The sequence below is a fragment of the Gracilibacillus orientalis genome, assembly GCF_900114645.1.
In the GTDB taxonomy this organism is placed as follows: Bacteria; Bacillota; Bacilli; order Bacillales; family Amphibacillaceae; genus Gracilibacillus; species Gracilibacillus orientalis.
The window spans coordinates 585,735-609,136 of record NZ_FOTR01000001.1; the positions used below are offsets into that span (position 1 = coordinate 585,735).

Here is a 23,402-nt window from a genome sequence, read left to right on the forward strand (position 1 = left end):
CAGGTAAGTGCTATTGCATAGAAATTGGGTTCTAATTCGACGTTTCTACGCACTGGAATTTTCACTCCATGGAATTTAAAAGCGTCAGACAGGCCTTTCGTCTGACGCGCATTTCTTATTACCAAGCATATGCTTCTGGTGTCTGTCCTCCTGGGCCAGGGAAAATGTTATCTAAACGATCAAGAATTTCATCATTCAACTTCACTTCAACTGCACGGAGAGACTTCTCTAATTGTTCTGCGGTTCGCACACCAATAATCGGTGCAACAACTGCCGGATTGGCTAATAACCATGCTAATGCCACCGTATCCTCTCTCTCACCAATTTCCTTACACAAGTCACTAAATTGCTCCAATTGATGGCGCTGTTGTTCTGCGCGTTCTTTGTTATCACTGCTACGTGAATTCTTCGCTGGGTTTAATGCATTTCCACCTAATAAACCTCCATCTAACGGACTCCACGGTACGACACCAACTCCATATCTTTTGGCAGCAGGTAATACTTCTAATTCAGGTAAACGGCAATTTAAGTTATATTTATGTTGTTCCATAATTATTCCCAAAAAATTTCTCGATTTTGCATGTGCCTGCGCTTCTGCTAAAGCCCATCCAGGAAAATTACTGGAACCAACATAATCGATTTTTCCTTGATAATTCGCATTCTCAAATGCCGGCCAAATTTCTTCCCATGATGTATGGCGGTCAATATGGTGCATCATGTAGATTTCAACATGATCTGTTTGTAACCTTCTTAATGAGTCCTCCAGATGACGTCTTATTTTGTAAGCTGATAATCCAGGTTCATCATTTGGTCCGTAATTGGGATCAAACATCTTTTCATGCATCTTCGTCGCTAACACTACTTTTTCTCTGCGGTTACCACCTTGTCTAAACCATTTGCCGATTATTTTTTCTGTTAAACCGGCATTCTCTCCCCATCCGTAATTGTTAGCGGTGTCAAAATAATTAATGCCGGCATCAAGTGCTGCATCCATGATTCGAAAGGCTTCTTTTTCCTCCGTACCCACTCCAAAATTCATTGTCCCTAAACAAAGTTTGCTCACTTGTAGCCCTGAGCGACCTAAATATGTATACTCCATTCCCTTCACCTCTTTATCTTTTGTTTAAAATGTACCACCGCTTTATCGCGAATGCAAACGTTACCGTACATCTTAATGTGTAAATACATTAAAAATGGGGAAAGTTTATCAAAAAGAAATAAGGAGGTATCACCCTTGAATCATCAATTTGAAGATAGAGTAGCTGTAGTAACCGGTGGGAGTTCAGGTATTGGGCGCGCTTCTGCCATCCAACTTGCAAAAGAAGGTGCCAAAGTTTGCTTAATGGATTTGAAAGAAGAACAAGCAGAAAAGGTGAAAAAAGAAATAGAAAATAACGGTGGGGAAGCTCTCATTACCGATGTTGATTTATCCGACCCTGCAAGAGTTGAAAAAGGAATGAAAGAAGTAGTCGACAACTGGGGAAGAATTGATATCGTTTTTGCAAATGGCGGGATAAATGGTGTCCTTGCACCAATAGAAGATCTAACTACCGAAGATTGGGACAACACTATTAATACTAATTTAAAGGGAACCTTCCATACAATTAAATATGCAATACCTTATTTGAAAGAAAAAGGAGGTAGTGTAATCATCACAAGTTCAGTTAATGGTAACCGGATCTTTTCTAATTTCGGGATGTCAGCTTACAGTACATCCAAAGCAGGACAGATGGCCTTTGGCAAAATGGCGGCATTAGAATTAGCCAAGTATAAAATCAGAGTCAATATTATTTGCCCTGGTGCTATTAACACAAATATCGGGGAAAACACCGAGAAAACACCTGAATTAGATAAGATTGATATTCCTGTTGAATATCCAGAAGGAGATAAACCATTAGAACATCAACCAGGAAAGCCCGAGCAAGTTGCCAATCTTGTTACCTTCCTTGCCTCCGACCAATCCAGTCATATAACTGGCACCGAGCTGTTTATTGACGGCGCAGAATCGTTGCTGAAATAATTTATTAAGGCTTATCGTTATTCTTACGTGGCGATAAGCCTTAATTATATTTGATATAATATGGAGAGTATCGTAAAATTATTTCCTAAAGGCAAAATTGTGATATTATATAATGAGAAGATGTAACGAATTGGAGGTTAGGAAATGGGAAAGCGTTTGTTATTGTTTATATTAACGAATATCTTAGTGATGACGACGATTGTTATCGTATGGTCAGTTATCACTAGATATACAAATATTGGTGGAACCATTCAGAGTGATGGTTCTATTGGTTACACTTCACTCATGGTCTTTAGTATGATAGTTGGTTTTGCTGGAGCTTTCATCTCATTAGCTATGTCTCGTTGGATAGCGAAGAAGATGATGAAAGTAAAAGTAATTGATCCGAGTCGTCCAGGATCAGCTCAAGAACGTGCAGTATATGAAAAAGTAGAACGATTATCCCGTGCTGCCGGATTAGTGCACACACCGGAAGTTGGGATTTATCAATCCAGAGAAGTGAATGCTTTTGCTACAGGACCAACGAAAAAACGTTCATTGGTTGCTGTTTCACAAGGGCTTTTAGAAACGATGGATGACGATGCTATAGAAGGTATTATCGCACACGAAGTAGCACACGTTGCTAATGGTGATATGGTTACAATGACGCTTTTACAAGGTATTGTCAACACGTTTGTCGTGTTCTTCTCCCGAATTGCTGCCATTATCGTATCGCGGTTTGTTCGTTCAGAAATACAATGGGTCGTACGATTTGCAGCCATTATTGTCTTTCAAATATTATTCTCTATTCTCGGAAGTATTGTCGTCAGTGCCTACTCCCGACACCGAGAATATCATGCGGACCGAGGTGGAGCGGATCTGGCCGGTCGCGACAAAATGGCACATGCATTACGCTCCTTAAAAATGCATGTCGATCGAGCAACAATTAAAGATCGTTCCGACGACTCTGCCATCCAAACGATGAAAATCAGCGGAAAAGGTAGCAAAATATCGTTATTCTCGTCACACCCACCATTAGAAGAACGCATTGCTAAACTAGAACAACGATAAAGTGAGACTATGATCAGTGGGGGTCTTACAGACGTTTAGCACCGTGATAAAATATAGCAAAGGGACAGAGGTGCATACCTCTGTCCCTTTTTATACACAGACAAACACGTTTATTTCCATCATCCACCTTATGCTTTTTTATTATACCTTTTAAACATAAGGATTTTTAGCAGAAATTAGATTTTAATGCTCTTCTTTCTTTGCAACAATAATGTATAGAAAATCAGTCGGATGCACTACCTGTGTTACACTGAGTCCTGCATTCTTCATTTCTTGTTCCATGACTGATGAAGTAATTCTAGGATGGTTTGCATTATGGTTTTCCTGCTTTTCAAATTCAACACATACGAAATATCCACTAGATTTAAGGACACGTTTAATTTGTTTTAAAGCAGTAGGTAAATCCATAAGTTCATGTAAGACTAAGGAAGCTAATACAATGTCAACAGTCATATCATTTAACGGGATGCTATCAATACTACCTTGCAATGTTTGGACATTTGTTATATTTTCTTTGTTTGCCTTGGCATTTACAATGTCTAACATGTTAGTATCTATATCTAATGCATACACTAACCCATCCACGATTTTAGCAGCTGGGATTGAAATATATCCTGTGCCTGCACCTAAATCTAAGATAGTATCATCTTTATTAACAGGAAACATTCGCAGTAGCTGTTCTGGCGGTATATCTCCTCTTCTTTTAGGATTATCAAGGAATTCAACTTTTTTTGCAAAATGTGCCATTCCTTTGGGACTAAACTCTTTGTTATCCATATAAATCAATCTCCTTTTTAATTAATACGAAGTAAGTTCCTTTAAAAATCTTCATTTATTAAATCACCTATTACTCTACTAGCAACTTTGCTCCCTTCACTTGCAGCAACAATTAATTGAGGAAGTGCGAAAGTGCTATCTCCGCTGGCATAGATTCCTTCAATATTCGTAAGTCCCAAATCATCTGTTTCTATTCCACCCATCTTATTCATGACACACCCTAAAGTCTCAGCCAAAGATGATGCTTGCCTTAGTTCACCAGCGACAAAACCTCCTTCCCTTTCGATTTCTTTACCATTCTTAAACTTCACCTTTTGCAAGTTGCCATTATCTCCTTGTAAACTTTCTATTTCATCTACCATAACCTTGATATTTTTCTTAGTTAATAAGTCTTCCTCCTCTTTTGAAAATATATTTTTTCCATTTGTACAAACAACGAGGTTATTGCTCCAATTAGAAACCATTTTTGTCAAATGCATCGCACGCTCGTTTTCTGAAATAACAACTAACCGGCGATCTTTTAATTCCCATCCATCACAAAACGGACAAACGAATAAGCTCGTACCATAAAAATCATGAATTCCTTCTATATCAGGCAGTACATCTTGAAGACCGGTAGCTACAATAACCTTTCTAGAACGATAATAATGCCCATCACTTGTTTGAATAATAAAGAATCCATTTTCTTTTTTGATATCAGTCACTCGTTGATTTTCTATTGAAAGATTGGAGTATTTCTTCAAATCTTGCTTAGCAATTCTTTTAAATTCTGAAGGTTTGATACCATCTCTTGTTATAAATCCGTGAGATTCGTGGGTTACAGCATTTCTAGGTTTATCATCGTCAAACAAGATGACATTCTTTTTTGCTCTCGCAAGGACAAGAGAAGCATTAAGGCCTGATGGTCCTCCTCCAATAATTACGCAATCTAACAACATTTTATCTTCCTCCTTTTATAAAGTACATTAGAGACTCTTAATATCTATGATTGAGGTAAAAAAATAATGTGATTATTCATCGTTTATTCATGTTTTTTTCCAAGTCGATTTGTTCTGCAATATCAATAATGTATTGTTTGTCTAAATCATCTTTCATTTTTCTTTCTGCTTCAATCATTACATTTTCAATTAAACATTCTCCATTTTTATTTTCTTCATGTTCCAATGAACAGCTAAATAAGGTTGTTTCTCCTTCAATAGCATGAATTACATCTAAAAATGAAATTTCATGAGAATGTTTTACAATACTATATCCTCCTTTGACACCAGGAGTTGATTCAATTAGTCCTGCTTTTACAAGTTTTGTTAATATCTTCGAAAGGTATGTTGAAGAAAGATTTTGGATTGTGGCTAATTGATCTACTCCAACAGACTTTCCCTTTGGTGTTAACGTTAAATATGCCATTGTGTGTAAAGCATAGTTTGTCGCTCTTGAATATTTCATTACTTTTCACCTCATAGATATATTAGAGACCTTTTATGTCTATAATTGATATTAAACGAAAATGGCATAAATCACAAGTTTTTTACTTAGATATTTTTTTTTAACCATGCAAAAAGACGATCATTATGATGACCGCCTGATTCCATTCTTGGCATATTAAAGAAGCAATTATTTCTTTTTCGACTTTCCAAACAGACCTATTGCAACAGCTACGGCAATCCCTAAGGCAACCCATGAACCTATCCCCATTACCATCACCCCATTATAATGTTTATGCTATATTATACGATCTATAAATATTAAAGTGAGACTATGATCAGTGGGGGTTTTGACCCCAACTGATCATTAGCGAAACTCATCAGGGTGTTAGCGTCTGTTATCCTCCACTTAGCTTCCTTGTGTTACTTGAAGCTTGAAGTGGGGGTCTTACAGACGGTTAGCACCGTGATAAAGTTTCACAAATCAACCACTAGCTACCGCTTTTTAAATTCCAAGTACATAAGCTTGTAACAATACCAACACAAATAATGGTTATAGTCGATAATAGCATGGTTTCTGTTGAAATAATTATTCCACCAATCATTATAATTAACGCATCAATTATAAAAATAATAATACCAACATTCATTCTAGTTATTCTAGAAAGGAGTTGTGCCAATAGATCAGTTCCACCAGTACTTGTCCTATAACGAAGCATGATACCAGTTCCAATCCCGATTAGCACCCCACCAAGAACTGAACTAACTACAGAAGGCAATTGAAATTTAGTTATGTAAGAATAATGTAAAGGAGCGAGGTAATCAATAGCAAAAGATGAGACCAGCAATCCGTGTAAACTGTTATAAAAGTATTCCCTTTGATACATCCAAGCTAATATAAAAATTGGCACACTTAGAAAGATGATGACCAAACCAGCTTTTACACCTGCTAAGTATTTAAAAATTAAGCCTAATCCTATCATTCCTCCATCCAACAATTTAAAAGGAATCAAGAAAAAGTTTACGCCAATCGCTAATAAGATACTGCCAATAATTATCGTATAAATTTTTTTAGTTATAAACATATCAATCATCTCCAAATTTCACTTGGATTATAGACATGTTTATTTATATGAATATAATGTGCCAATTTGAACCATACATTTGTTTATACTAAGAAAAGCGCAAAGCGCCCGCTTAGAAACGTAGCGGCTGGAGCGAATCAACTGAGATAAAGGAATCACGGTGAGTTTACGAACCGATGATGACTTATCGTAGGGTGATTCGTGAAGTCGCCTAGTTTCTGGGCGCTTGAAGCTAGACATCTCCGTTTATACTTTCTTACCTTACTAAAAAAAAGACTGGAGACCAGCCTTTATATTACATATTTCTGTAATTTTTGTAGCATACCTTTTGCTTTTACAGAACCATTATTTTCTAATTTTTTCATAAGTCTCTGTATTAATTGATCATCACACTTTTCAAGAATAAGAAACGCTTTTATTTCATTAGAAGTCATAATCTTCCGATACAATTTGGAGACACTTCTCTCATCGTCAACCATTTTTTGAAGATGAAACCCCTTTCAATATAATTTAATTTCATTATATATGTTTTTATTTTAATTGTAAACCGAAGACAATTCCACTTTATATTTACTTCTCCTTCAACTACTTGTCATAAATAAGCTGTGGCTCAGTGATTGTCTTGTTCATAAAATTCAACATAGAAAGGATGAAGACTATCATTTAAACAATATTCCATTCTTTGCTTGAAATTGCCCCAAGTAATCATTTCTAATGCTTGATGAATGGGAAAGAAACCTACTTCTAAACTTTCAGGACTAGTAGTTAGTTTTCCACCAATTGCCTTACCCACAAACAACGTGTTACAAATGGAACGACTTACATATTGAAAAATTCCACAAAATTTTTCGATTTCAATATCAATACCTGACTCTTCCTTTGTCTCCCTAATTGCAGCACTCTTTAATGACTCTCCTTCTTCTACTTGGCCACCAGGCATTTCCCAACCTCTTCTAGGACTTTTTATTAATAAAACTTCATTCTTTTCGTTTAAAACAAAAGTAGCAGCTGAAACAATATGTTTTGGTATTGCCATAATTCCACTCCTCTATAATCAAAACATAATTAAATTCGCCTCATTAAAACATAGAATTAGCAATCATAGCCAATATTCCCATTAGGATCATCCCACCGAACAGGAAATATCCAATTATTTTGATTGGAAGTGGAAGTCGGCCACCTTTATTTGTAGGAGCTCCCTCTATATTTTGTTTATGCTTCATTACATCATTAAAAGGTTTGTATGGTGCCATTTAAATCCCCTTTTTAAATAAATCATTTTCTGTTTTTAAAACCATTAAATAAAATAAACGATACTAATAGTAAAAGGACAAATCCTACTCCAAGTACTACGTTAATTATCATTTCCAAATAGCAACCCTCCAAGTTTAAAGCTTTATGTTCCTATTACACTTATCTCCTGAATAGAGAGAGTTATCTCGCGAACAGAAACTAGTGTCTTGTAAAACTTTACTTAGCACTTTGGATTTTGCTTAGCATGATACCATTTGCCACAACTCCAATTAATCCAGTAAACACAAAGATGTATGCTACAAACAAAAGTGTTGAAGTAAGTGATTCAGTTAGTATTCTAAATAAAGTGAGACTATGATCAGTGGGGGGTTTTGACTCCCCACTGATCATTTGCGAAACTTATCAGGGTGTTAGCGTCTGTTATCCCCCACTTTGCTTCCATGTGTTACTTGAAGCTTGAAATGGGGGGATTACAGACGGTTAGCACCGTGGTACACCAACAGCAAAAATAAGAAAACTACATATAATTGTAGTGATTGTTCGAACCTTACTTTTCATTTTCAAGCCCTCCGAAAAAGTAAATTATTTCCTAAATAAAATGTTAACATATCCTCTTACCATTGTTAACATCATCCCTTAAAAGCTCCTACCATTAATATTCTATTTTTGAAAAAGGTTGTCTTTTTATATATGATGAAAGTAATAATGATGAAAGAAGGGATTTCATATGCAATTGACTGTTTATTTAGCAGGACAAATCCATGATGATTGGCGAAAAGAAGTAGAAGCAAAATCAAAGGAGCAAAGCCTTCCGTTACTATTTGTCGGACCACAAACAAATCATGAACGTTCGGATAATGTCGGGAAGAACATCTTAGGTGAACAACCTAGTAATCTATATAAAGACAATGCAGCTTCAGATATTAACAATTTCAGAACACAGGTTTTGCTGAAAAAATCGGATGTCGTCATTGCTCTTTTTGGGGAAAAATTTAAGCAATGGAATACTGCAATGGATGCTAGTACTGCCATTGCAATGAATATACCTACCATTATTGTCAGACCCACTTCACTTATTCACCCTTTAAAAGAATTGTCTAATAAAGCGAATGTCACTGTCGAATCTATTGATCAAGCAATTGAGGTCATATCTTATATTTATGAATAAAAATAATGGAGCCAGGCTTATATATAAGCCTGGCTCTAAGTATCTATTAATCCTCCCTTAAGTATCATCTCTCTTCTTCCTAAAAAATTTCTTTTCTATCAATCAACTACCACCTACATTTATTTTTGTCATACTTATTATCCATTTGTCATACAAATCTAATAATTGTTGAACAAGTAAAAGATGTCCTTATTGGTTGGAGGAAAATCATGAAAAAGAATGCTGAGAAAAAAGTGGCACAAAAGAGTGAAATTATCGACATCATCGTAGAATGCCTATCAGCAAAGAAATACCTACCATCAGAAAAAGAATTAACAGAACGACTTGGTGTCAGCAGACCCGTTTTACGAGAATTGTTAAGTGAATTTGAGGCAAGTGGAATTATTGTACCTACACAAGGAAGAGGAAGAGAAGTGAAATTCCCCGACGTCAGCAACTCTATATTGGGTGGTTGGAACATCCTGCTTCGCGCTAGACCTGCATCCTTACTGGAACTATTAGAAGTTCGCTATAACCTTGAAAGGGGGTTTTTGCCTTCCGCCATTGAAGCATTAACTTTAGAAGATTTACAGATGATGAGAGATTTAGTTAATCGGATGGAAGCAAAAGCACAGAGAAAGCAACTATTCAAAGAAGAGGATCAATTATTTCACCGTATTCTTTATTCACGAACAAAAAACCTGGTATTAGATCAGTTACTTCATGCATTTTGGGAATTGTTCGAACAAAAAAGTGAACTGCATCATTCCGCAAATTTAGCACAAGCTGCTGAACTTCATCACCAATTATATCAAGCTATTCTTACGGAAAATACGGAAGAAGCAGAAAAATTACTAAAATTGCAGTTTCATGATGTTAGACAACGAATTGTAAACATGATGAAGAGCAATCAAAACTAAGAACCTATTACAAAGGAGGATGAAGAGTTAATGGCAAATACAAGAGAAGTAAAAGAAATTGCAAAAAGAATAAAACGTGATGTCATTCAATTAACAAGTAAAAATACTGGCCATCCAGGAGGTGCAATAGGTGCTGCCGATATCATTGCCGAATTATACTTCAATCGATTACATCACCGGCCTTCACACCCTGACTGGGAAGACCGTGATCGATTTGTTTTAAGTAATGGGCATATTTGTACAGCGCTATATTCAGCGATGGCAAGAAGTGGTTACTTCCCGATTGAGGAATTATGGACTTTCCGAAAGCTAAATTCCAGATTACAGGGACACCCATCACGTATTGACTTACCTGGACTAGAAACCTCAGCAGGCCCACTGGGACAAGGGCTTTCGATTGCGAATGGAATGGCACTTGCCCATCGCCTTCGAGGCAGCGATGCGAAGATCTATTGCTTAGTTGGTGATGGTGAAATTCAAGAAGGGCAAGTGTGGGAGTCAGCAATGACAGCGGCACATCACCATTTGGATCAAATCGCATTGATTGTTAGCTGGAATGACATTCAAATTGACGGCCATGTCAAGGATGTGATGAATATTGAGCCAATCGCCGAGAAATTCAAAGCGTTTGGCTGGCATACTATCGAAATAGATGGAAACAAAGTAAATGAAATCAAAAATGCATTTGATCAATTTGAACAAAACACTGGTGCCCCAACAGCCATTATTGCAAAAACAGTGATTGGAAAAGACGTTTCTTTTATGGAAGATGAAGCGATCTGGCACGGCAAGGCTCCTTCAGCAGAAGAAGCCACTCGTGCACTAGAAGAAATCGGTACCTGTAGCTTTGGAACTGACTTAATTACCAAGGAGGAATACTGATGACTAAGGCAAAAAGTGGTCGTGATGGTTTTGGAAAAGCGTTATTGGAACTGGGAGAAAAAAATCAAAATGTCGTCGCATTATGTGCCGATTTGGCTGAATCTGTCAGGGTCGAAGCTTTTGCGAATAAATATCCCGAAAGATACTTTCAAATTGGAATATCAGAGCAAGATATGATCGGAACAGCTTCAGGTTTAGCATTATCAAATTACATTCCTTTCGCTACAACTTATGCTGTTTTTGCTGCACAAAGAGCAAACGAACAAATACGTCTAGCCGCTTGCTACAACCAGGCAAACGTTAAAATAGCCGTCAGCCATGCAGGATTGACATGTGGAGAAGATGGAGCAACCCACCAAGCTTTAGAAGATATTGCATCGATGAGAGTCATGCCTGAAATGACTGTCATTGTTCCGGCAGATGAAAACGAAGCATACGAAGCCACAAAAGCTAGCGTTGAATGGATCGGACCTATTTACCTAAGATTAGGCCGCACACCGGTTCCAATCGTTACAAACGATACTTCCCCCTTTCAAATTGGTAAAGCCCGGACACTAAAAAATGGGACAGATGTATCTATTTTTGCATGTGGAATCATGGTAGAACGTGCACTGCAAGCTAGAGAGCAACTAGCTTCTGAAGGAATAAATGCTTCCGTTATTAACATCCATACGATAAAACCACTGGATAAGGAAACTATTATTAATGAAGTGCAACACACAGATTGTGTGGTGACAGCAGAAGAACATTCCATTATCGGGGGGCTAGGTGGTGCTATTTCGGAACTTTTAGCGGAAGAGCACCCTGTACCAGTGCATAAAGTTGGTACTCAAGATACATTTGGCGAATCCGCATCACCTGAAGAACTGCTCGAAAAGTATGGGTTAACTGCTGCTAAAATTGTCACTGCTTGCAAGGAAGCTTTAGGACAAAAAGAACAAAATTTAAAAAGAGTAAGGAGTTGAACATGATGAAGAAATTAATAGCATTGATGTTCATATTAGCTTTATCTGTCCTTTTAGTTGCTTGTGTCTCTAACCATAACTCCACTTCCAATCAAGATACCGACAACTCTGAAGATGGCACATCAACCGAAACGGAACAAGAAGAAACGCAGTCAGATGAGGAAGAAGAGGTTGAACTCACCTATTGGTATTGGGCAGATAACTCTGAATACTCTAACTTAATGCAAGATATTATTGCAGAGTTTAATCAAACAAATGATAAAGGTATTACAGTTATCGGCGAAGAGTACCCATGGGATGGCGGTGGTTATAGTGAAACATTATTTACTGCTGGAGTTGGTGGTGGCGGGCCAGATGTAGCTGCTTTTAAACTAACCTCCACCCCGCTTTTCACTGCAAATGATTTACTGGTGAATCTCGATGACTATATAAATAATTGGAAAGATAAAGCCGATATTGAAGAGAATTTATACGATATTATGAAAAGCGCAAGCGGTACAGAAAATTTATATGTCATGCCCTGGAATACACAAATATTATACATGTATTATCGTCCTTCGATTTTTGAAAAAGCTGGTGTCGATGTCCCAACCACCTATGAAGAATTGTTAACCGCCATTGAAAAAACAACGATGGATACCGATGGTGATGGAAATACCGATATTTACGGTTTCGGCATGCGTGGCGCTACTGGTGGCCAGGAACCTTGGGGAAGTTTTATCCATGCCCGTGGCGGGGACTTTAAGAATATGACCAGTGAAGAAGCAATTCAAGGTATGCAGGACTTTATTGATATATACGAAAATGGATACGCTCCCCCATCTGCAACTACTGATGGCTTTAATGAAATAATTGCTAATTTCAAATCAGGACGAACTGCCATGACCGTTCACCACACAGGTTCTTCAGCTGAAATGGTGGAAACATTCGGTGATGATGTATCTGCATTTCCCTTCCCTGAAGGTGTCGGACAATGGACATCAATGGGAGATACCAATAATGTTATTTTCGAGTCCACCGAACACAAGGAAGCAGCATTCGAATGGGTTTCCTATTTAGCTACTGGTAAAGGTCAAGAAGATTGGACAATTGCAACAGGTAATGTACCAGTAAGTACTCGAGTTCAGGAAATGGATCATTTTCAAAACGATAAATTTATGAAAGCTTCAATTGAAGGAGTGCCTTTCGCGGGTATTTTGCCGATAAAAGATACTACTACAGAATGGATCAGTACTGTTTGGCCCAACACTACCGCTTCTGCCTTATTAGGAGATATCACAGCAGAAGAAGCTATGCAGCAATTACACGAAAGCCTACACGAAGAATAACAAAAATGTAAACGTATTCAAATAAAGAGTTGATCAATATTTGTGTTATGAATCCTCCTACCAAGTTACTACGAAACAGAGGTGAAAAAAAGTGCGACGCAAAAAAATAAATTTATGGCCTTATCTCCTAGTATTACCGGCATTATTAATTGTCACCTTTGTTGTTTTTATACCCGTTATTGAGGCCATTTTCATGAGTTTTCAAAGCTATGATTTAAGGCGTCCTGATAAGATTGCTTATCTTGGTTTTAAAAATTTTGCGGAGATGTTTTCCGATCCAATCTTTTGGCTTGCCTTTAAAAACACGATTATTTGGGTTGTTTTTGGTGTTGGACTGCAATTTTTATTCGGTTTTATATTGGCTTTATTATTAAATCAATCCTTTCGGGGACGTGGGATGATTCGGGCGGTTAGCCTTATCCCATGGGCTACACCTGGTGTATTAATCGGGCTGATGTGGAAGTGGATCTACGATGGAAATTATGGGGTTTTAAACGACTTGTTAATCAAGCTAGGACTGATTGATCAAGGCATTACCTTCTTGTCTCAGACATCCACCGCCTTTGGTTCCGTCATTGTTACGATCATTTGGCAGGGCATTCCCTTTTTTGCCATTATGATATTGGCTGGACTACAAGTAATATCACAAGAAATGTATGAAGCTGCCGATATTGACGGTGCCAGCAAACTGCAAAAGTTGTTCCATATCACGATTCCATCATTAAAGAATGTCATTATTATTACCATTTTACTTCGAATTATCTGGGTTTCTAATTCTGTTGACATTATCCACAACATGACTGGTGGTGGCCCGTCATATTCTACACAAACCTTGAGTGTTTATATTTTCAATAAAGCTACAGTTCTAGACTTAGGCTATTCTTCCAGTATGGCACTTTTCTTAATGTTCATGTTAGCAATGGTAGCTGTTCCATATCTCAAAAATGCGTTTAAGGAGAGGTAATGATCAATGCGTTGGAAGAAAATCTTTTCATTATATTTTCCATTGGGTACTATTCTATTATTTTTGTTATTTCCATTTTATTGGACATTTGTCACATCCATTAAACCTGAAGATGAGTTATATGGTTCCACCGTCACCTACTGGCCAAAGGAGTTAACACTAGCTTCTTATCAAAAATTATTTGGAGAATTTAATTTTCTTTTGCCGATGTGGAATAGTTTCTTAGTGGCGACGATCACTACCTTTGTTACACTTTTTGTCTCTACTTTGGCAGCTTATTCTTTCACCAGATACGAATTCAAAGGGAAAGGTCTCCTGATGGGTTTATTTTTAACGAATAATATGTTTCCGAATGTATTGTTGCTTATTCCCTTGTTTGCGATCATGCGTAGTTTTGATTTACTATATACACCTATGTCACTAGTGATGGCTTATGCTACATTTACGATTCCCTTCTCTGTGTGGATGCTTACAGGCTATTTGAAAGACTTGCCTAATGCATTAGAGGAAGCAGCCATGATTGATGGTGCAAATCGCGCTATAGCTTTTATAAAGGTAATCCTTCCAGTCCTTACGCCATCAATAGTTGCAACCGGGGTCTATATCTTTATTCAATCATGGAATGAATACACCTTTGCCGTACTTTTTACCAATGAAGCTACCAGAACGATACCTGTTACATTAAAGAATTTAATTGGTCAGTTGGGTGTGCAGTGGGATTTATTAACGGCAGGTGGCATCATTACCATTATTCCTGTCTGTATCATGTTCTTCTTTGCACAGAAAAAGTTAATTGAGGGGATGACTGCGGGATCTGTGAAAGGATAAATAATCTAAAAAACCAGCCGTGAAAATGGTCACGACTGGTTTTATCTATTTATTGAAACAAAGATGCAAAAATACCAATCAGTATACCAACTATTCCAAAGTCCGTATCTCCAAAAGTGGTATTAGCAAATCCTAGATCACCTAACACTGGTAACAAAAAAGCTGGAATAAAGCTTATGAGCACCCCATTAACAAAACCACCTAAAGCAGCACCAAAGCGGCCACCCGTTGCATTTCCAAATACACCGGCACCTGCTCCTGTAAAAAAGTGTGGCACTAACCCCGGAATGATCAACGGAAGAGCAAGCACCCCTAAAACCGCCATACTAATTAATCCACCCGCAAAACTAAACAAGAAACCAATCATCACCGCTGTTGGTGCATACGGAAAAACGATTGGCACATCTAATGCAGGTTTAGCACCTGGGACAATCTTATCTGCTATTCCTTTAAATGCAGGGATAATTTCATTTAGTATCATTCGTACACCTAATAAAATAATACTAAGCCCTGCTGCAAAGGTGATCCCTTGCATGATACTATACATTAAATAATTTTGGTCTCCACTGTAATTAGAGACAACATCCGAACCTGCTAGGACAGCAATAATAATAAAAATAGCAACCATCGTTAAAGCAGTAGAAACTAAAGAATCTTTGATAAATGCCCATCGATCAGAGATTTTGATATCTTCAGTTGACTTTGCTTTATTGCCAAACCATTTTCCAACTAACCCGGCAGAAATATACCCAAATGTACCAAAATGACCAATTGCTACTTGATCATTACCAGTTATATGGCGCATAAAAGGCTGACCTAACGCCGGCATAACTACCATTAAAAAACCTAATATCAAGGAACCAATAAACACTAACCAAAATCCGCTTAGTCCTGCTGTACCAAGAACAGCCGATAATAAGGCTGCCATAAATAAAGTATGATGTCCCGTTAAAAAAATATATTTCCATGAGGTAATCCGTGCAAATAAGATGTTTGCAACAAATCCAAATCCCATAATTAAGGCAGTCTCAGCACCAAATGTTTGCTGAGCCAATGCCACTATTGCCTCATTATTGGGTACAACCCCTTGAATATGGAATGCTTCTTCAATAATGCCACCCAACGAATCTAACGAACCAATAATAACCCCTGCACCAGCACCTAATATGACAAACCCAATCACACTTTTTAACGTTCCCGTTAGAACCTTCGATACAATTGCGCGTTGAGCAACAAGTCCAATTAATACCATCAGACCAACTAATACCTCAGGAATACTTAGTACTTCATTCATTAAAAATTCAAAAAAGCCCATTTCTCCACCCCCTAGGTTATCAAAAACGGTCTTCAGTGCTATCCAACATATACAATCAATTTTTCTTTAACCTCTTGGCTATCCGCTATATTTTCTATCGCTATTACTGGTTTTGATCCATCATCCAGCTGCTTAGCAAATTCTTCATTGGTCACGATAAGATCTGCTGGCAAACTAGCTGCTGTACTAAAATCTGCGGTCTCGACATCTGCCACTTGGTTTAATTCTTTTAACACCTGTTCCACTGTCATTTTCAGCATCATACTGGAACCAAAACCCATTCCACAAACAGCTAATATTTTCATCACTTCACCCACTTTCTTTATCAAACAACTGTTGTACTTCACGTACCGTTCTTGCTTTTTTTAATTGTACTAGCTGTTCACTATCTCCTATCACCTCCGCAACCGCTTTCATTAAATTTAAATGCATTACTTTATTTTGCGCAGCTAAACCAATAAAGACAATAGCTTCTTTATCTGAGGAAAAAGAAACAGGTTTTCGCAAAATATAAACGCTTATCCCTTGTTGTAAAACCCCATCCTCTGGCCTAGCATGCGGTAATGCCACTCCTGGTGCAATGACGATATACGGACCTAATGTATGAACCGTCTCCACCATTGCACTGACATAGCGTGCTTCCACATTTCCATTTTCTATCAATAACTGTCCACACTGTTTCACCGCTTCTTCCCAATCCGACGCCAACTGCCCTACACGAATAACCTCTTTATTTAGCTTCAATCAGATACCACCTTTGAAACGTACTAGTCCTAATACAATATATCGTTGACAGTCTGATTTTATGTACAGTGATTTATCAGCGAGAAAAATAGGTGTACACAAAAAAGAGAACCCCTCATTCACTGGGATTCTCTATTCTTCTCCACTATAATTCTTCTAACAATCCAACGATGATCTCCGTAATCATCTTCCTCATTTTGATTTGAGAAATCTTCATACAGTTGAAAACCATTTATCCAAGCATATGTGTTTTCACGTCTTTCTGCTTCTTTTTACTAGCACTAATGATGATTTTCTTTTTCATAAACTTTCCTTTCCTCTTCTAAGATCACTTTGCTACCTTATTCAAACCACGTCTTTCGATAAGATTAATGCCGATGCCCATGGCTATAACACCAATCAGAAGCATGAATAACAGAGGCATCAGGATGTCACTGAAGTTGGCGTCGTAGAAGATAACGGACATAAGTGCATCCATTGCATGTGCCATAGGAAATAAGTCTGCAATAAACAACAATACTTGATTTGTGATCGTACCCGGCATCATGTATGCTCCACTTACTAATGGTATTAGCGGTATTAAAGACGGATAGATGGCATAAAATTGCTCCGGTGACTTGACGATTCCGGTTAAAAGCATCGCAATACTGATCATGCTGAACGTAAAAAACGCTGAAATTAATACAAGCATCCACAAATTATCGCCCAGTTCATAATCCATCACATACTTAAAGACTACCAGAACAACAACAATTTGGAACATTGTAATTAAAAAACTGTACAGAATATAGCCGAAATACATACTTGTTTTACTGATCGGAGATAGAATCATCCGATTCCATACACCGGAAGCTTTATCATTTGTGACATTATTGACTTTAAATCCAACAAGAAACATCGAGATCAGAAAGGTAAAAGCAAACATTAACTGAATACTCATGTTATAGTTCGGCACCTCTTCACTATCTAATCCTTGAGCTTCCATTTGCACAGGTGCATCAGCCAAATAATTTTCGACTTCACCTCGGACATTTTCATCCCCTGTAGAGCGAATCAGTGAGCTAATTTGAGCCTCCTGTTGAAACACCTTATCCACATGCTGTCTGACTAAAGAAACAGTCGGAAGCTCAGAAATAACTAAAAGTCTGTAATCCATCTCCATTAATTGCACAGCTACATCTATATTGCCATCACGCACTTCCTCACGTGCTTCATCAGGGTCTGTTACAACAAAATTCAAGGAATCATCCGCATTTAAAAGTTCTTCCCATTTTGCTTCAATCTCCTCAGCGTTCACTTCCTCACTAAAAATAGCTACTTTTGTTGGTGTTTGTATGCCACCTGCAAAAAAGAGGGTCGCCAGAATGCTTCCAATAATAAATGCGAGAACAAGGATCGGATTACGTTTATCTTTAGAAAATTGTGCCCATATTACCGACTTCATTATGCTTCCCCCCTTCTAGGATACATTGCTAATCCGATCACCAAACATAAAATAAAGAAACCTATCAGCATCAGACTCGGCATCATTAAAGAAGATGTTTCTTCGTATTGAATCCATTCCATCAACACGGAAAGCGATAAGCCATTTGGTGTCCATTCACCAAGTTTCTGCATCCAGTCAGGGAAAACGTAGATCGGAACGAAATTCCCTCCAAGTACACCTAATACCATAACAACGGCTGAAAATACACCATTCGCAGCATCGATGTCTTTCATTCTTAAAGAAATGGATGTGAACACTGCTGATAAACCGGCAACTCCCAGAGAAAACAGTGAAATGATCACCCCAACTCCTAGCCAAAAGTCGACGGAACGACCAGGAAATACATCTAATATAAAGTGCGCTAAAATAAAGACGACAGTCATTTGCAACGATGCTAAAATAAATGTTGATACCATTTTCCCAATCAAAAACAGCATAGGATGACTATTGGTCACCAAAATCCGATTGAAAACCTTCTGCCTGATTTCTTCACCTGTCTTAGCTGCTACCGTAATCGCTAAGAATAATGCAAACAAAATCCCCATTGCGAGCGTAAAATACTGGGCCAAAGTAAAAGTTTCTCCTTCGCCTAATTGTTCCACACCACCTTGTGGCTGAACTATTTCAGTTTCATTACTACCACCAATTTGCTGGATGGCAAATTGATAATTGAGATTATCTATAAACCCGTGAATGATATCATATAAGGTTCCATTGTTTGTCGTTTCCTCTTCCATTTTGTAGGCGAGCGAAACATTTGGTGCTTTACCGGTAAAGCCGGCATATAGACTTTCCACCGTAAAGCCATTCGGAATCACGAGCATACCATCGATCTCACCTTGCTCTACTTTTTCTGCCGCTGTTACTTCATCTAGTTCGTGTACAGTGATCCACTCTTGCAGATCCTCACTCTCAAGAAAATCAAACAAAGCTTGCACAGGATCACTATAGCTTGCTCGTTCTGCGATCATAGCTGCTTCTGCTTCGTCAACCGAACCCTCTGCAACCAACTTGTCCTCTAATTGTTCTGCTATATTCTCATCATCATCCTGATTGACCAAGGCCAATTGTAAATCTAATGTTGTTTCCTCATCATTGTCTAACAATCCGGCAAAAGCAAAGTTCAATACAGCGATGATAAGAATAGGCAGTGCTAGTGTAATAATGATTTCTTTACGATCACGTAAAAACAATAATAAATCCTTTTTGATAAAACTACCCATACCTACACCTCCTTAATCTCTCAACGTCCGGCCTGTTAAATGGAGAAATACATCCTCCAAGCTTGGTGTCTCAGTTTGATAATGGAGCAATTGAATTTGGTATCTATCAGCTAGATGGACAAGCTCACTGATCAAATTACTTCCTTTTTTTGCAATGATCTTTAACTGCGAATTAGCCGATTCTACCTTACGAACACCTTCCATTGATTTCAGCTTTTCCACAAAATCTTCATTAATCTTGCTTAATTCCAATTTGATCGTATCTTCCGACGATAAAATACTGAGCAATTCCGCTTTACTCCCTGCTGCAATCACTTCGCTATCATCCATAATGTATACACGGTCACATAGCTGCTCAACTTCCTCCATATAATGACTCGTATATAACACTGTCGTGCCTTCCGTTTCATTTAATAATCGTACGGTTTCAAGAATATGATTCCTCGATTGTGGATCAATACCGACTGTCGGCTCATCGAGAATCAATATTTGCGGTTGATGCAACAAGGCCGCAGCTATATTGATTCTTCGCTTCATACCTCCGGAAAAAGTTTTCACTAAATCCTTTTGGCGGTCCTTCAATCCGACAATTTCCAAAGCATGTTGAATGCTTTTCTCCAATTCTTTACCTTTCATTTTATAAATCGATCCGAAAAATTTTAGATTTTCATAAGCAGAAAGCTCTTGATAAAGCGCTAATTCCTGTGGAACCACACCTAAAATTTTTCTTATTTCCCCTGGTTTATTTACCGTATTGATTCCGTTCAACTTTATTTCCCCAGAAGTAGGCTTTAGTAAAGTGGATATCATCGAAATCGTTGTTGATTTGCCGGCACCGTTTGGACCTAACAAACCTACTGACTCCCCGTTATCGAGATATAAATTAACGTCCTGCACCGCTTTTTTGCCCTTAAATGACTTACTTAAATGTATTGTTTCAAGCATGTAATTGCCTCCTTTTTTCTCTTGCATCCTTCATATGTATCCATCATAAAACAAAAAAACCAAAGTCACTACTGACTCTGGTCATTTAATCTTCTTACAAATATTACTTTAGTCACTTTTTCTTTGAATTATACTAAACGGTGACGAATTGCATATATCGCTAATTGGGTCCGGTCTCGTAATTCTAATTTATCTAATATTTGACTGGTTTGATTTTTAACCGTACCGACTGACAGTCCTAGTCGTTCTGCCATCTCTTTATTACTCAATCCTTCCCCAATACACTTCAAGATAGCTCTTTCTCGTGGTGTTAACGTCGGATCAATGGTCACTTTTTCTTCGTTTTCCAGCAATGCTGGCATCACTTTTGCCGCTACTTGATCTTGAAGCGAGAGACCTCCTTTTAAAGCACTTTTGATCGAGCGGATCAGTGATTCAGTATCGCCGTCTTTCAGCATATAACCGCTTACTCCCAGTTTTAGTGCATCCATCACATACTGATTATCATCAAAAGTTGTCAGCATTAAAATTTTTAGATGAGGGAAACGGGATCGCAATACCTTAGCCGCTTCAATACCATCCATTTCAGGCATACGAATATCTAACACGGCGACATCGAATAATTGTTTTTCACATAATACTACTGCTTGCCTGCCGTTATCCGCTTCCCCGGTAACTTCGATTTCCTCATCCACTTCGATCATCGCCTTCAAACCTTGGCGTACCATCACTTGATCCTCTGCTAACAATACCTTAATCATTCTACACTCTCCGTTCCGTTATTCGAATACTGCCTCTGATCGCAAATTGCCGCTCATCATGATGTATTTCCAAAGAGCCGCCTACCTTTTCCAAGCGTTCTCGCATTGCTATTAACCCATAACCTTCTTGAAAAAAGGAACTCGCTTTTGCAGGATTCATCACTTCAAAGCGAAAAATGCTTCCACCCGGAGCCTCGAAAGAAATGTAAGCCTCTCTTGAAGAACTATGCTTTATAATATTAGTTAGTGCCTCTTGTACAGCACGGTAAATCGCAAATGACTGTTCTCCCGTCAATGATGCAGCGAATGCACCATGCTTTACGGAAAAGTTGATTTTCATGAATTTTTCCATTTCTAATTTACGAATTAATCTTATCAAACCTTGCAATCCGCCAACTTCATTTTGTTTAAAGGATTTCACGGCTCGCCTTGTTTCCTCCAAGCTCTGTTCTGCTAACTCTTTTAGTTTTTCGACCTTTTTTTTATCTTTTTCATCCGCAGTTAAGCGAAATGCCTCTAATTGCATTAACAGCGCAGTGAGTTTATGCCCGACAGAATCATGGATTTCATGCCCAATCAGCATCCGTTCATCCTGTCTAGTGTTCTCCTCCTCTGTCACCAGTTGTCTCTTCATCTTTCTGTATTCATCTAGTAAGACATCATTCTTTTTCTGTACCTCTACCTCACGTCTTTTTACAAATTGAAAATACGACAGCCCGATAATGACTAAAATGTAAAAAAGGATCGTCCACGCTAATTGGTAAGTGGATAGAGCTGTTTGCGTTAGAAGCCAGAGTAATCCTGCAAACTGAACCACCATCACGATCATACTATTTATCAGTGGTAATCGGAAAATCGCTTCTGCTATTACTAATGCTTGTACAAGTAACAAAAATTGAATTAAATCATGATCAGCAGGGTAAAAAATAATCAATAGTGTCAACGCCTGTATGCTGCATAATATCGTTTGTATCAGCGGTTTCTCTGAAAAAAGTGGAATAATGAACAAGATGATTAAAAATAAACAGAAACTCGCCAGCTTCGGTAAAGATAACGGATCCAACCCAAGAAATGCTAAAGGCCATACTAGGCAATGAATAGCTATCCACATAAAATACGTTTTCTTCATATAGAAATACTCCTTCGAAAATAACGGTCACCTTTTTTTCTCATTATACTATGATTCATCAAGCATCGCATTAAGGATGTAAGGAGTTATTTTTTACTACCATCGTTCCAGCTATTAAATCTGCAACATGGCGATAATCCCGACGTACAAGAACCATCATAATATAGAGAAAAGCTAACAACATTGAGGTGCTTAGAAGCGTCATCGCCACCCAATTGAAATTATGATACATCCCATGAATAACTCCCATATGACCTAGCTGCCACGGCAGAAACTTCACTATATTGCGTATTATACTCCTTGTTTTTGGATGATCTGGATAGCTTATTTTCAATCGTTTGATTCTTTTACCAAAAGTGGAAGCACGAGCTGATCCTTCCATAAGCGAAAACAAGATAATGATTGGAATCACAGAGGTTAGGGTAGATATAAGTTGCGTTTGTCCACTCGAAAAAGTAGGAGTTTCGTTAAAGACGAGTAAATAAACTAGCTGCATAATACCTAAGAGCAGGATAAGATAGGCACTGATGCATATCCAATCAATAAATAGAGCAATAAACCGTCGTTTTCTTGTAGCAACAGTTTGTAAGTTATCAAACATACGGACACCTCCTTTTCTGTGAAAGGTATAAGGCTGTTCGTGAGGTAAGCAACTACCCTTGATAAAATAGCCTTTTAAAAAGTATTCGGTGACTTCTATTCTATTATACTGGGAGCTTTTCAGAAAATTACTTTTCCCAAAAAGAAAACTGCAACACCTCCTTCATCTAAATAATACTTAAAATAACTGACAGTTTAGTGAAAGAAGTTACATGTTAAAATGGAGAAAAAAAGGAGGTCTAAAATGAAGAAAAAGATTAACATTTGGTCATTTATCTTATCCATAATTTGCATTTTATTGTTTTTTATCATTTCTTTTTCAGGTCTAATTGATTATTCACTCATGGACACACACCCTTTAAATCTGGTCTTATATATTACATTGATTACTTTTGTTCTGGGGGTATTGGGTTTTTCTGGTATCCAAGATTGGAAAGGGATGGCAAGAAGCGTAACTACTTTAATTCTTACATTGGGATTATCAGCGTTTTTAACTTTTGTTATATTTTTTGGAGACTTATTAAGTTAACTGGTGCAAGAGTTAACCATGGCGATCAT

At 37.8% G+C, this 23,402-nt stretch carries 26 protein-coding genes; 10 read left to right on the top strand and 16 right to left on the bottom strand.

Annotated elements, in window-relative coordinates; translation table 11 throughout:
- Nucleotides 1–118: 118 nt before the first annotated feature.
- A complete protein-coding gene (locus tag BM121_RS02785) occupies nt 119–1,099 on the bottom strand; it encodes an aldo/keto reductase (protein WP_091480827.1) in 981 nt (326 codons plus the stop codon).
- Nucleotides 1,100–1,234: 135 nt separating this feature from the next.
- Between BM121_RS02785 and BM121_RS02790 the strand changes: the two genes are divergently transcribed.
- Nucleotides 1,235–2,020 carry an SDR family oxidoreductase gene (locus tag BM121_RS02790; protein ID WP_091480828.1) on the top strand — a complete coding sequence of 262 codons (786 nt, stop codon included), beginning with the start codon at nt 1,235–1,237 and terminating at the stop codon, nt 2,018–2,020.
- Between the two features lie 144 nt (nt 2,021–2,164).
- Nucleotides 2,165–3,070, top strand: coding sequence for a protease HtpX (gene htpX / locus BM121_RS02795; protein WP_091480831.1), 906 nt, complete (start codon nt 2,165–2,167; stop codon nt 3,068–3,070).
- Nucleotides 3,071–3,253: 183 nt separating this feature from the next.
- Here the strand turns inward: htpX and BM121_RS02800 are convergent, their stop codons facing one another.
- The 6 genes from BM121_RS02800 to BM121_RS21935 form a co-directional block, all read right to left on the bottom strand.
- A complete protein-coding gene (locus BM121_RS02800; protein ID WP_091480833.1) occupies nt 3,254–3,847 on the bottom strand; it encodes a class I SAM-dependent methyltransferase in 594 nt (197 codons plus the stop codon).
- A gap of 41 nt (nt 3,848–3,888) precedes the next feature.
- Entirely contained in the window at nt 3,889–4,785 is an 897-nt protein-coding gene (locus BM121_RS02805; RefSeq protein WP_091480836.1) for an NAD(P)/FAD-dependent oxidoreductase, read from the bottom strand.
- Between the two features lie 76 nt (nt 4,786–4,861).
- Nucleotides 4,862–5,290 (bottom strand): Rrf2 family transcriptional regulator, encoded by a 429-nt coding sequence (locus tag BM121_RS02810; RefSeq protein WP_091480839.1) that lies wholly within the window; start codon nt 5,288–5,290, stop codon nt 4,862–4,864.
- A 469-nt stretch (nt 5,291–5,759) separates the two neighbouring features.
- Entirely contained in the window at nt 5,760–6,353 is a 594-nt protein-coding gene (locus BM121_RS02815) for a YitT family protein (RefSeq protein WP_091480841.1), read from the bottom strand.
- A gap of 610 nt (nt 6,354–6,963) precedes the next feature.
- A complete protein-coding gene (locus BM121_RS02825) occupies nt 6,964–7,389 on the bottom strand; it encodes an NUDIX hydrolase (RefSeq protein WP_091480846.1) in 426 nt (141 codons plus the stop codon).
- A 43-nt stretch (nt 7,390–7,432) separates the two neighbouring features.
- Nucleotides 7,433–7,606, bottom strand: a complete 174-nt coding sequence (locus tag BM121_RS21935) for a hypothetical protein (protein ID WP_175495292.1) — start codon at nt 7,604–7,606, stop codon at nt 7,433–7,435.
- A gap of 728 nt (nt 7,607–8,334) precedes the next feature.
- Between BM121_RS21935 and BM121_RS02830 the strand changes: the two genes are divergently transcribed.
- The 7 genes from BM121_RS02830 to BM121_RS02860 all read left to right on the top strand — a co-directional run bounded on the left by BM121_RS02830 (nt 8,335) and on the right by BM121_RS02860 (nt 14,641).
- Nucleotides 8,335–8,775 carry a YtoQ family protein gene (locus BM121_RS02830; protein WP_091480849.1) on the top strand — a complete coding sequence of 147 codons (441 nt, stop codon included), beginning with the start codon at nt 8,335–8,337 and terminating at the stop codon, nt 8,773–8,775.
- 209 nt (nt 8,776–8,984) lie between these two features.
- Nucleotides 8,985–9,674, top strand: a complete 690-nt coding sequence (locus tag BM121_RS02835) for a FadR/GntR family transcriptional regulator (protein ID WP_091480852.1) — start codon at nt 8,985–8,987, stop codon at nt 9,672–9,674.
- A 30-nt stretch (nt 9,675–9,704) separates the two neighbouring features.
- Entirely contained in the window at nt 9,705–10,556 is an 852-nt protein-coding gene (locus tag BM121_RS02840; protein ID WP_091480855.1) for a transketolase, read from the top strand.
- Nucleotides 10,556–11,521: a transketolase family protein gene (locus BM121_RS02845; protein ID WP_091480857.1), complete on the top strand. Its 966-nt coding sequence runs from the start codon at nt 10,556–10,558 to the stop codon at nt 11,519–11,521. The genes BM121_RS02840 and BM121_RS02845 overlap by 1 nt, the downstream gene beginning before the upstream one ends.
- Nucleotides 11,522–11,526: 5 nt before the next feature.
- On the top strand, nt 11,527–12,849 hold the full coding sequence (locus BM121_RS02850; protein WP_175495293.1) for an ABC transporter substrate-binding protein: 1,323 nt from the start codon (nt 11,527–11,529) through the stop codon (nt 12,847–12,849).
- Between the two features lie 91 nt (nt 12,850–12,940).
- A complete protein-coding gene (locus tag BM121_RS02855) occupies nt 12,941–13,813 on the top strand; it encodes a carbohydrate ABC transporter permease (protein WP_091480862.1) in 873 nt (290 codons plus the stop codon).
- 6 nt (nt 13,814–13,819) lie between these two features.
- On the top strand, nt 13,820–14,641 hold the full coding sequence (locus BM121_RS02860; protein ID WP_091480865.1) for a carbohydrate ABC transporter permease: 822 nt from the start codon (nt 13,820–13,822) through the stop codon (nt 14,639–14,641).
- Nucleotides 14,642–14,690: 49 nt separating this feature from the next.
- On the opposite strand, the gene BM121_RS02865 is transcribed toward BM121_RS02860, so the two are convergent.
- From BM121_RS02865 to BM121_RS02905, 9 genes are all read right to left on the bottom strand, one after another.
- A complete protein-coding gene (locus BM121_RS02865; RefSeq protein ID WP_091480868.1) occupies nt 14,691–15,956 on the bottom strand; it encodes a PTS ascorbate transporter subunit IIC in 1,266 nt (421 codons plus the stop codon).
- Between the two features lie 38 nt (nt 15,957–15,994).
- Complete coding sequence (locus BM121_RS02870; RefSeq protein WP_091480870.1) at nt 15,995–16,261, bottom strand: PTS sugar transporter subunit IIB; 267 nt, start codon at nt 16,259–16,261, stop codon at nt 15,995–15,997.
- A gap of 4 nt (nt 16,262–16,265) precedes the next feature.
- Nucleotides 16,266–16,700, bottom strand: a complete 435-nt coding sequence (locus BM121_RS02875) for a PTS mannitol transporter subunit IIA (RefSeq protein WP_091480873.1) — start codon at nt 16,698–16,700, stop codon at nt 16,266–16,268.
- Between the two features lie 328 nt (nt 16,701–17,028).
- Nucleotides 17,029–18,144 carry an ABC transporter permease gene (locus BM121_RS02880; protein ID WP_091480876.1) on the bottom strand — a complete coding sequence of 372 codons (1,116 nt, stop codon included), beginning with the start codon at nt 18,142–18,144 and terminating at the stop codon, nt 17,029–17,031.
- On the bottom strand, nt 18,144–19,409 hold the full coding sequence (locus BM121_RS02885) for an ABC transporter permease (protein ID WP_091480878.1): 1,266 nt from the start codon (nt 19,407–19,409) through the stop codon (nt 18,144–18,146). Before BM121_RS02885 ends, BM121_RS02880 begins: the two co-directional genes overlap by 1 nt.
- 12 nt (nt 19,410–19,421) lie before the next feature.
- On the bottom strand, nt 19,422–20,354 hold the full coding sequence (locus BM121_RS02890; RefSeq protein ID WP_091480881.1) for an ABC transporter ATP-binding protein: 933 nt from the start codon (nt 20,352–20,354) through the stop codon (nt 19,422–19,424).
- 128 nt (nt 20,355–20,482) lie between these two features.
- Nucleotides 20,483–21,115, bottom strand: a complete 633-nt coding sequence (locus BM121_RS02895) for a response regulator (RefSeq protein WP_091480884.1) — start codon at nt 21,113–21,115, stop codon at nt 20,483–20,485.
- A gap of 1 nt (nt 21,116) precedes the next feature.
- Nucleotides 21,117–22,244: a sensor histidine kinase gene (locus BM121_RS02900; protein WP_091480885.1), complete on the bottom strand. Its 1,128-nt coding sequence runs from the start codon at nt 22,242–22,244 to the stop codon at nt 21,117–21,119.
- A gap of 70 nt (nt 22,245–22,314) precedes the next feature.
- Nucleotides 22,315–22,845 (bottom strand): RDD family protein, encoded by a 531-nt coding sequence (locus tag BM121_RS02905; RefSeq protein WP_091480887.1) that lies wholly within the window; start codon nt 22,843–22,845, stop codon nt 22,315–22,317.
- 243 nt (nt 22,846–23,088) lie between these two features.
- On the opposite strand from BM121_RS02905, the gene BM121_RS02910 reads away from it, so the two are divergent.
- Nucleotides 23,089–23,373, top strand: coding sequence for a hypothetical protein (locus BM121_RS02910; protein ID WP_091480890.1), 285 nt, complete (start codon nt 23,089–23,091; stop codon nt 23,371–23,373).
- Nucleotides 23,374–23,402 lie beyond the last annotated feature (29 nt).

Bases quoted from the DNA above. Each gene is read 5' to 3' on its own strand.
- BM121_RS02785 (WP_091480827.1), bottom strand. From the start codon at position 1,099: ATGGAGTATACATATTTAGGTCGCTCAGGGCTACAAGTGAGCAAACTT.
- htpX (WP_091480831.1), top strand. From the start codon at position 2,165: ATGGGAAAGCGTTTGTTATTGTTTATATTAACGAATATCTTAGTGATG.
- BM121_RS02800 (WP_091480833.1), bottom strand. From the start codon at position 3,847: ATGGATAACAAAGAGTTTAGTCCCAAAGGAATGGCACATTTTGCAAAA.
- BM121_RS02805 (WP_091480836.1), bottom strand. From the start codon at position 4,785: ATGTTGTTAGATTGCGTAATTATTGGAGGAGGACCATCAGGCCTTAAT.
- BM121_RS02810 (WP_091480839.1), bottom strand. From the start codon at position 5,290: ATGAAATATTCAAGAGCGACAAACTATGCTTTACACACAATGGCATAT.
- BM121_RS02815 (WP_091480841.1), bottom strand. From the start codon at position 6,353: ATGTTTATAACTAAAAAAATTTATACGATAATTATTGGCAGTATCTTA.
- BM121_RS02825 (WP_091480846.1), bottom strand. From the start codon at position 7,389: ATGGCAATACCAAAACATATTGTTTCAGCTGCTACTTTTGTTTTAAAC.
- BM121_RS21935 (WP_175495292.1), bottom strand. From the start codon at position 7,606: ATGGCACCATACAAACCTTTTAATGATGTAATGAAGCATAAACAAAAT.
- BM121_RS02830 (WP_091480849.1), top strand. From the start codon at position 8,335: ATGCAATTGACTGTTTATTTAGCAGGACAAATCCATGATGATTGGCGA.
- BM121_RS02835 (WP_091480852.1), top strand. From the start codon at position 8,985: ATGAAAAAGAATGCTGAGAAAAAAGTGGCACAAAAGAGTGAAATTATC.
- BM121_RS02840 (WP_091480855.1), top strand. From the start codon at position 9,705: ATGGCAAATACAAGAGAAGTAAAAGAAATTGCAAAAAGAATAAAACGT.
- BM121_RS02845 (WP_091480857.1), top strand. From the start codon at position 10,556: ATGACTAAGGCAAAAAGTGGTCGTGATGGTTTTGGAAAAGCGTTATTG.
- BM121_RS02850 (WP_175495293.1), top strand. From the start codon at position 11,527: ATGAAGAAATTAATAGCATTGATGTTCATATTAGCTTTATCTGTCCTT.
- BM121_RS02860 (WP_091480865.1), top strand. From the start codon at position 13,820: ATGCGTTGGAAGAAAATCTTTTCATTATATTTTCCATTGGGTACTATT.
- BM121_RS02865 (WP_091480868.1), bottom strand. From the start codon at position 15,956: ATGGGCTTTTTTGAATTTTTAATGAATGAAGTACTAAGTATTCCTGAG.
- BM121_RS02870 (WP_091480870.1), bottom strand. From the start codon at position 16,261: ATGAAAATATTAGCTGTTTGTGGAATGGGTTTTGGTTCCAGTATGATG.
- BM121_RS02880 (WP_091480876.1), bottom strand. From the start codon at position 18,144: ATGAAGTCGGTAATATGGGCACAATTTTCTAAAGATAAACGTAATCCG.
- BM121_RS02885 (WP_091480878.1), bottom strand. From the start codon at position 19,409: ATGGGTAGTTTTATCAAAAAGGATTTATTATTGTTTTTACGTGATCGT.
- BM121_RS02890 (WP_091480881.1), bottom strand. From the start codon at position 20,354: ATGCTTGAAACAATACATTTAAGTAAGTCATTTAAGGGCAAAAAAGCG.
- BM121_RS02895 (WP_091480884.1), bottom strand. From the start codon at position 21,115: ATGATTAAGGTATTGTTAGCAGAGGATCAAGTGATGGTACGCCAAGGT.
- BM121_RS02900 (WP_091480885.1), bottom strand. From the start codon at position 22,244: ATGAAGAAAACGTATTTTATGTGGATAGCTATTCATTGCCTAGTATGG.
- BM121_RS02905 (WP_091480887.1), bottom strand. From the start codon at position 22,845: ATGTTTGATAACTTACAAACTGTTGCTACAAGAAAACGACGGTTTATT.
- BM121_RS02910 (WP_091480890.1), top strand. From the start codon at position 23,089: ATGAAGAAAAAGATTAACATTTGGTCATTTATCTTATCCATAATTTGC.